This window comes from Sphingopyxis sp. RIFCSPHIGHO2_12_FULL_65_19 (assembly GCF_001830555.1).
Classification (GTDB): Bacteria; Pseudomonadota; Alphaproteobacteria; order Sphingomonadales; family Sphingomonadaceae; genus Sphingopyxis.
The window spans coordinates 15,917-21,786 of sequence record NZ_MIAM01000011.1 but is presented as its reverse complement, the minus strand read 5'-3'; the positions used below and the strand labels follow the sequence as shown (position 1 = coordinate 21,786).

3 protein-coding genes and 1 pseudogene are annotated in these 5,870 nt (G+C 64.1%); 3 read left to right on the top strand and 1 reads right to left on the bottom strand.

Features of this window, described 5'->3' with window-relative positions; all coding sequences use genetic code 11:
- From A3E77_RS02380 to A3E77_RS02370, 3 genes are all read left to right on the top strand, one after another.
- Positions 1–709, top strand: a 709-nt coding sequence (locus A3E77_RS02380; protein WP_293643304.1) for a thiamine pyrophosphate-dependent dehydrogenase E1 component subunit alpha, incomplete at its 5' end; no start/stop codon positions are given.
- Between the two features lie 32 nt (positions 710–741).
- Positions 742–1,746, top strand: coding sequence for an alpha-ketoacid dehydrogenase subunit beta (locus A3E77_RS02375; RefSeq protein ID WP_293643303.1), 1,005 nt, complete (start codon positions 742–744; stop codon positions 1,744–1,746).
- A gap of 4 nt (positions 1,747–1,750) precedes the next feature.
- A complete protein-coding gene (locus A3E77_RS02370; RefSeq protein WP_293643302.1) occupies positions 1,751–3,058 on the top strand; it encodes a dihydrolipoamide acetyltransferase family protein in 1,308 nt (435 codons plus the stop codon).
- Between the two features lie 64 nt (positions 3,059–3,122).
- On the opposite strand, the pseudogene A3E77_RS02365 reads toward A3E77_RS02370, so the two are convergent.
- Positions 3,123–5,870: pseudogene (locus A3E77_RS02365) on the bottom strand (hypothetical protein); the annotation flags it as partial.

Sequence of the window (5,870 nt, the reverse complement as noted above, 5' to 3'; positions counted from 1 at the left end):
TCCGCAGGCGGTGGGCTGGGCGATGGCATCGGCGTCGAAGGGCGACAGCCGCATCGCGACCGTGTGGTGCGGCGAAGGCTCGTCGGCCGAGGGCGACTTCCACTCGGCGCTGACCTTTGCCACGGTTTACAACGCGCCTGTCATCTTCAACATCGTCAACAACCAGTGGGCGATCTCGAGCTTCTCCGGCTTTGCCGGCGGCGAGCGCACGACCTTCGCGGCGCGCGCGGTGGGATATGGCATCGCGGGGCTCCGCATCGACGGCAACGACCCGCTGGCGGTCTATGCCGCAACCCAGTGGGCGGCCGATCGCGCCCGCACCAACAATGGGCCGACGTTGATCGAGCATTTCACCTATCGCAGCGAAGGCCATAGCACCTCGGACGATCCGAGCGCCTATCGCCCCGCCGATGAGGCGACCGCCTGGCCGTTCGGCGACCCGATCGCACGGCTTCGCCAGCACCTCGAACTGCTCGGCGAATGGGATGCCGCCCGGCATGAAGCGCAGGCGAAGGAACTGGACGACCTGGTCAAGACGACGCAGAAGCAGTCCGAAAAACTCGGCATTTTGGGTCATGGCATGCACCAGCCCTTTGAAACGATGTTCGAGGATGTGTTCGAGGAAATGCCCTGGCACCTCAAGGAACAATGCGACCAGATGCTGGCCGAGCAAGAGGCCAAGTTCGGTCCCAATTGGAAGCCCGAATGATGAGCGCCGATATGCAAACCGCCACCAAGACCATGAACATGATCGAGGCGATCAACAGCGCGATGGACGTCATGCTGGCGCGCGATCCGAACATGGTCGTGATGGGCGAAGACGTCGGCTTTTTCGGGGGCGTATTCCGCGCCACCGCGGGCTTGCAGAAAAAACATGGCAAGACGCGTGTGTTCGATACGCCGATCAACGAATGCGGTATCATCGGCGTCGCCGTCGGCATGGGGGCTTATGGCCTGCGTCCGGTCCCCGAAATCCAGTTTGCCGACTATATCTATCCGGGGCTCGACCAGCTCGTCAGCGAGGCCGCGCGGCTTCGCTATCGTTCGGCGAATGATTTCATCTGTCCGATGACCGTGCGCACCCCCTTTGGCGGCGGCATTTTCGGCGGGCAGACGCACAGCCAGTCGCCCGAAAGCATTATGACGCACATCTGCGGCGTGAAGACGGTGATCCCGTCGAACCCCTATGATGCCAAGGGGCTGCTGATCGCGGCGATCGAGGATAATGACCCCGTCGTCTTTCTCGAACCCAAGCGCATCTACAACGGTCCGTTCAGCGGCTATTATGATCGTCCGGTCGAACCCTGGTCGAAGCATGACGCGAGCGCGGTGCCCGAGGATTATTACCGCATCGAACTCGGCAAGGCCGCGACGGTGCGGTCGGGCGAGGCGCTGACGATCCTTGCCTATGGCACGATGGTCCATGTGACTAAGACCATCGTCGAGGAAATGGGGATCGATGCCGAGATTCTCGACCTGCGCACGCTGCTGCCGCTTGATATCGAGGCGATCGAGGCATCGGTTAAGAAGACCGGCCGCTGTCTGATCATCCACGAAGCGACGCGCACGTCGGGCTTCGGCGCCGAACTCGCCGCGCTGGTGCAGGAACGCTGCTTCTATCACCTCGAGGCGCCGGTCGAACGCGTCACCGGCTTCGATACACCTTACCCGCATAGCCTTGAATGGGCCTATTTCCCCGGCCCCGTGCGCATCGCGACCGCGCTCACGAAAATCTTGAAGGACTGACGCCATGGCCCGCTATTCATTCCGTCTGCCCGACATCGGCGAAGGCATCGCCGAGGCCGAAATCGTCGCCTGGCATGTCAAGATCGGCGAACGCGTCGAGGAAGACGCGCAGCTTGCCGACATGATGACCGACAAGGCGACCGTCGAAATGGAATCGCCCGTTTCGGGGATCGTCGTCGAACTGGCGGGCGAGGTCGGCGACTTGATCCCGATCGGGTCGACGCTGGCGGTGATCGAAACCGACGAGGAAGCTGCGGTCGATGCACCGTCCGCCGATACGCCGGTCGAACAGGAAATCGTTGCGGAAACACCGGGCGCCGAAGAGATTTCGGTGGCGGAAACAGTCCCCCTCCCGCATGCGGAAGGGGCTAGGGGAGGGCCTGTTGCACCCACTCCGGTTGCCGTCGAACCAAGCCCTGCCCCGACCCCTCCCGCAAGCGGGAGAGGAGACAAGTCGGTTCTGGCTTCACCCGCCGTGCGTGCGCGCGCCAAGGATCTCGGCGTCGATCTCGGCCAGGTCCAGGCAGAGGGCGACCGCGTCCGTCATGCCGACCTTGACGCTTTCCTGCGCTACAGCGGCGGTCAGGGCTATCTTGCGCCGGGCGCCAGCCGCGCGCGCGCGGATGAGCCGATCAAGGTCATCGGCATGCGCCGCAAGATTGCCGAGAATATGGCGGCGTCGAAGCGCGCGATCCCGCACTTCACCTATGTCGAGGAAATGGACGTTACCGCGCTCGAAGCGATGCGCGCCGACCTCAACGCCAATCGTGGTCAGCGTCCGAAGCTGACGATGCTGCCCTTCCTGATCGTTGCGATCTGCCGCACCATCCCGCAATTCCCGATGATCAATGCCCGCTATGACGATGAGGGCGGGGTGGTCACGCGTTACGGCGCCGTGCACCTTGGCATGGCGACGCAGACCGACGCCGGGCTGATGGTGCCGGTGATCCGCGACGCGCAGGACAAGAATGTGTGGCAGCTCGCGAGCGAGATCACGCGCCTCGCCGAAGCCGCGCGCACCGGCAAGGCGAAGGTCGAGGAACTGACCGGCGGCACGCTGACCGTGACCTCGCTGGGCCCGCTTGGCGGCATCGCGACGACGCCGGTCATCAACCGGCCCGAAGTGGCGATCATCGGGCCGAACAAGATTGTCGAACGCCCGGTTTTTGACGGCGACGATATCCGCAGGGCCAAGCTGATGAACCTGTCGATCAGCTGCGACCACCGCGTCGTCGACGGCTGGGATGCCGCGAGCTATGTGCAGGCGCTCAAGAAGTTGATCGAAACCCCGGTTTTGTTGTTCGCGGACTGATAGCGACAAAGCAATCCGGGGCGGTGGACGCACCCCGGATTGCTTCGCTTCGCGCTTGGGCGGCCTACAAGCCCAGCCCCGCAAAACTCGTCTGGTCGAACTTCAGCTTGAAGGTGACATAGGCGCCCGAGCGCGAGAAGCGTGCATCCTCGAAATCGCGGTCGTGAAAGCCCGCGAAATTATAGCCGAAGGTGATGTTGGCGTTCTTCATCGGCGCCAGCGTTACCGTCGGGCCGCCCGCCCAGCTGACGGTATCGGCATCGGTTCCGACGCGCACGGTGCCTGACGCGCCGACATCGACATGCTCGCCGAGGTTGAAACGGAAATCGGCGCCGATCAGGTTCGACCAGCCCTTCACATCGTCGGCGCCGAAGCGGTCGAAATTATAGCGGGTGCCCCAGAAGAAGCCGAGTTCGGCGCGCTCATACGACATGCCGTCATCGCCCCGGTTGCCAAGCGGCGTCCAGTTGACCGACAGGCTGTTGAGCAGGCGGCGGCTCGTCGCATCGCCGTCGATCGTCAACGCGGCGCCGCCGATCGGGCCGACTTGGCCCGCAACGGCATCGCGCACCTTGTCTGAACGGAACTCGCTTTTGTTGAGCCAGGACAGGCGCGACGCGGCGGGGCGGTGCGCCCAGCTCATTTCAAACTGCATGACCTCGGTCGTCGGCACCGTGCCACTGCCGCTCGCCTTGGCGTAAGTGAAGAGCGCACCGAGCGCACGGCCTTCGCCCAGCTGGCGGAGGCCGCCGAGCGTCAGGCCATAGCGATTGGCGAGCTCGCCATCCCGATATTCGGCCCGGCCGGTCAGCGTCCAGCGGTCGGCGCGGTAAGTGGCGCCGGTGCTGATCGCGAAGAAATCTTCGGTCAGCACGTTGTTTCCGCCCAAGAAACCGCCCGATGCGACAGGATGGTCGGCGTTCAGCACGTCGCCGGCGCGGACCCCGCCAATCGTGCGGTTGCCATCGACGGTTACATCGACCGACCAGCGTTCGCCAAGCTTCAACGACTGCGACAGGCCATAAGCGGCAAAGCTGCGCGGGCCATATTCGCCGATTTCCTGTTGGTTTGCAGTCGCGAGCAGGCGGGCGCCCGACCATGGGGTCAGGTCAAAGCCGACCCTTGCGGTGCGCGCCTTGACGCTGTCGCCGTCGGCGATTTCATAGCTGCCGACCAGATTGACGTCGCCGGTAACCGCAAAGCGCGCACCCAGGCGGTGGCGGGTCGGGAAATCCACGCTGGCATCCTTGCCCCCCAATGCGAATTCGGTCTGCGCGTCGAGTTCGAGGCGCTGGCCGATCAGTCGCTGGGTTGCGCCGAGCTGGACGATGTTCGACCGATTTCGGGTGCCGTCGCTGAGCCGATCGTCGGCATGGGTCAGTCCCGCGCGCACCGTGCTGACGCCATTGTCATATTCGACCAGCGCGCGGCCGGCGCGTCGGCGGGCATGGGTGTCGAGATAGTCTTCCTGCCACGCGCTGCCGGTCACCGACAGGTTGCGGCCGGCCTTCACGCGGGCGTCGAAGCCGAATTTCCGCGTGCCATTCTCGCTGCTGTTGAGCTGTCCGGTGCCGAACCCAGCCTGGCGTTCGCGGACATAGGCGAGGAAATCGGCCTGGCTGCTATGATGCTCGGCCTCGATCAGCCACGCCTTGGCGGTGCCTGCGGCGGCGGCGCTGCCGTTGGCAGCTTTTGCGTCGCTGACCGCTATTTCGGCGCGCACCTCGGTCTCGACGTTCGGGCGATAGCGCGCGTCGACGCCGCCGAGATTGGTCTTGCGGTTGCCGTCCTCGTCATGGACAAACGTCGCGCCGACACGCAATTTTTCGTCCTTCGTTTGGTAGCGGACGCGTCCACCGGCGTTCAGCACGCGCTGGCCGACCCCATCGACTTCATATTCGGCGACGATGAACTGGGGATCGAGGTTCGATGAACGGCTGAGGACGGGTTCGCGGAAGCGGATCGTGCCCGAAAGATAATCGATATCATAATCGACGTGCCGCGACAGGCTGACGCGATCGACGATGCGCTCGCTGTGCAGCCGGTCGCGCGTCTCGATCGCGATGCGCTCGCTGTTCGGCAATATGTCGCGGGCGCCAAGCTGGTAGGGCCCGGTCAGTCCATTGCCCTGGATCTCATCGCGGCGAAAGCGATAGGGCGTGTCGGCGACGAAAGCCGTCGCGGCAAAGTTGCGGCCGCGATACTCAGCCTTGCCGCCGTTCAGTGCGCGCTGGTAGCGCGCGAGTTCGGGTTCGGAGATCCCCGTTTCGATATCGCCGAACATCGCATAGAATTGCGGTCGTTCGAGGCGGACGTAGAGCTTGCGGACCGAAGCGGCGTCATAGCGCGTCTCGTTACGGTCGGCATAGATGGTGTAATAGGCGCGCGGATCGATAACTCCGCCGAAACGCGCGTCATCCTTGTCCTTGTCGCTGTCGTAAGCCAAGGTCATCAGCCATTTGCCGCGCACCCGCCCCTTTGCGTAAAGCGCGAGACGGGCGTCGGCGTTCAGGTCGCCCATCGTTTCCGCCGACGGTTCCATCCGGTCGTCGAGCGTGTTGTAACCCAGGGTGCCCGCGGCGAAACCGACGACGGTCCAGGGGCGATTGCCGGGGTCGAGCCAGGTTTCGATCGTCTGCCGGCGCGTCACCTTGTCGTCGCGGAAGGTGAAATCCATCGACAGCGTGCCCGACGCCGTCGTCGGTTCAAGTTCGATGGTGGCGATGCCGTCGTCGCCATCAATTTTCCAAACCGGCTGCGCGCGTTCGAGTCCCGCAAGCTGTCGCGCTTGCTGGGCATCGGCTTCGACTGC

Bases quoted from the DNA above. Each gene is read 5' to 3' on its own strand.
- A3E77_RS02375 (WP_293643303.1), top strand. From the start codon at position 742: ATGAACATGATCGAGGCGATCAACAGCGCGATGGACGTCATGCTGGCG.
- A3E77_RS02370 (WP_293643302.1), top strand. From the start codon at position 1,751: ATGGCCCGCTATTCATTCCGTCTGCCCGACATCGGCGAAGGCATCGCC.